The 2,636-nt window shown below is 30.3% G+C and carries 2 protein-coding genes; one reads left to right on the plus strand and one right to left on the minus strand.

Annotation, left to right across the window (positions count from 1 at the left end):
- Positions 1–134 precede the first annotated feature (134 nt).
- Positions 135–1,328, minus strand: a complete 1,194-nt coding sequence (sucC, locus tag AB1Z17_RS13240; RefSeq protein ID WP_368052245.1) for an ADP-forming succinate--CoA ligase subunit beta — start codon at positions 1,326–1,328, stop codon at positions 135–137.
- A 552-nt stretch (positions 1,329–1,880) separates the two neighbouring features.
- Between sucC and AB1Z17_RS13245 the strand changes: the two genes are divergently transcribed.
- A partial coding sequence (locus tag AB1Z17_RS13245; protein ID WP_368052246.1) for a sugar-binding protein occupies positions 1,881–2,636 on the plus strand: 756 nt, incomplete at its 3' end.

Raw genomic sequence — 2,636 nt, forward strand, 5'->3', positions numbered from 1 at the left:
GCTACTTTTTTTTTAAAGTCACCAAATAATCTTTTTATTTTTAAAAAATCGGAGTTCTTTTAAAAATATAATAAAAAAAAAAAACCGACAATAGCCGGTTTTTTTTAAATATAAATTTTCTAATAAGTTGAATTTTAAGCTAAAACTTCTTGTACTTTATCTGCAGCTTCTTGAAATTCAGTAGCCGAAATAACATCTAAACCACTAGCATCAATTAATTGTTTTGCTTCAATAGCATTGGTTCCTTGTAATCTTACAATTATTGGAACTTTAATAGCATCGCCCATATTTTTGTATGCATCTATAACTCCTTGTGCTACTCTATCGCAACGCACAATTCCACCAAAAATATTAACCAAAATTGCTTTTACATTCGGGTCTTTTAAAATAATTCTAAAAGCTGTTTCAACACGTTTTGCATCTGCAGTTCCACCAACATCTAAAAAGTTAGCTGGTTCACCTCCAGATTGTTTAATTAAATCCATAGTACTCATTGCTAAACCAGCACCATTTACCATACAACCTACATTTCCATCTAAATCTACATAATTTAAACCGGCAGCATTTGCTTCAACTTCAATTTCATTTTCTTCACGTAAATCTCTTAAAGCTGCTAAATCTTTATGACGGAATAAAGCATTATCATCTAAAGTTACTTTAGAATCCACCGCTAATATTTTATCATCTGATGTTTTTAATACAGGATTAATTTCAAATAATGAAGAATCTGACTTTACAAAAGCTGTATATAATGATGTAACAAATTTCACCATTTCTTTTAAAGCACCACCCGATAACCCTAAGTTAAATGCAATTTTACGTGCTTGAAAAGGTAATAATCCCAGTAGAGGATCTATATCTTCAGTAAAAATTAAATGTGGTGTTTTTTCAGCAACAGCCTCAATATCCATACCTCCTTCCGTAGAATACATAATCATATTTCTTCCCGTTGCTCGGTTTAACAACACAGACATATAGTATTCTTCTGGTTCGTTAGCTCCTGGATAATAAACATCTTCAGCCACTAAAACCTGATGTACTTTTTTTCCTTCAGCAGAAGTTTGAGGTGTTTTTAACATCATTCCAATAATACTTTCCGAAATGGTTTCAACCTCTTTTAAACTTTTAGCAAGTTTAACTCCACCACCTTTTCCACGTCCACCTGCATGAATTTGTGCTTTTACAACCCACCAGCCTGTGCCAGTTTCTGTTGCCAATTGTTTTGCCGCTTCCACAGCTTTTTTATGGTTATCTGCTACTATTCCGCGCTGTATTCTTACGCCAAAACTATTTAACAACTCTTTTCCTTGGTATTCGTGTAAATTCATTAGAAATATTGTTTTAAAAAATATTAACAAATGTAATAATATAACTTAAACTTTTTATTTAATTACTAAAAAGTTTTAAAAATGGCTTTATTAAAAAATAAAACTATCCAATTTAATTTTTTTAATAGTTGCTAAGTAATTTAATAAAACAACTTAAATACATCTTTTACACAATGCAAGATTACATCCTTTTTAGTGTATAAATACACTTAAAACATTGGGATTTAATTGCTCTAACTATTCCTAAACTTGCTTTTTTAATATTAATTTTAATATAGAAAAATTTGTTAATTTATTAATACGTATGGCCATGAAAAATTTAGTTTTAAAATCCATTTTTTATACTCCTGTTTTAATTGTGTCCTTTTTAATTACAGCACTTTTTATCAGTTCATATGTTGGTTATGTGAATATGATATTTAGGTTATTTGCTTCAAGTTTTTAAATGATATTTTTAATTCAAAAATTAACTCTTTATTAACATTTATTTAAGACCTTCTGAAAAGATTGTTAAATATTTTAGCATAATCAAAAAATGCATCCTATTTAATAATGAAAAATATTCTATTCGTCTTCTGTCTAACTTTTATTTCCTTTTCATACTCACAAGCTACAAAAAAAACAGTTTCTGCACTTAGAATAACAAAATCTCCTACTATTGACGGTATTTTAAATGAACCTTTTTGGAAAAAAGCCCAAGAAGCAAAGGATTTTGTAATGTTTGAACCTGGTGATGGCGGAAATGAGCGTGAAGACAAAAAAACCACTGTAAAAATAGCATACGATAATGAAGCTATTTATTTTGGTGCAACCATGTATGATGCAAACCCAAAAGAAATTCCAATGCAGTTTGGTGGAAGAGACCAATTTGGAACTGTCGACTTTTTCTTAGTTAGTATTAACCCTAACAACGATGGACAAAACGATACTGAATTTGCTGTAATGAGTACTGGAGCGCAAGGAGATGCAAAAGTTTCTTCGGGTCGTGAAGATTTTAGCTGGAACGCCGTTTGGGATAGCAATGTTAAAGTAAATAAAGATAGTTGGGTAGTAGAAATTAAAATACCTTATGCTGCTTTGCGTTTTTCAAATACCAACATTCAAACCTGGGGAGTTAACTTTCATAGAAGAATTAATAACCTAAATGAACAGTATGTTTGGAATTATATTGATAAAAAAATTGGTGAAATCGCACAATATTCAGGTGAAATTACTGGTATAAAAGACATTAAACCTCCAACTCGATTAAGTTTCTCGCCTTATGCGTCAAGTTCATATTCAACTTTTGATGGGGATAGTGAATTCAAC

The organism is Lutibacter sp., from assembly GCF_040883305.1.
Taxonomy (GTDB): Bacteria; Bacteroidota; Bacteroidia; order Flavobacteriales; family Flavobacteriaceae; genus Lutibacter.

Bases quoted from the DNA above. Each gene is read 5' to 3' on its own strand.
- sucC (WP_368052245.1), bottom strand. From the start codon at position 1,328: ATGAATTTACACGAATACCAAGGAAAAGAGTTGTTAAATAGTTTTGGC.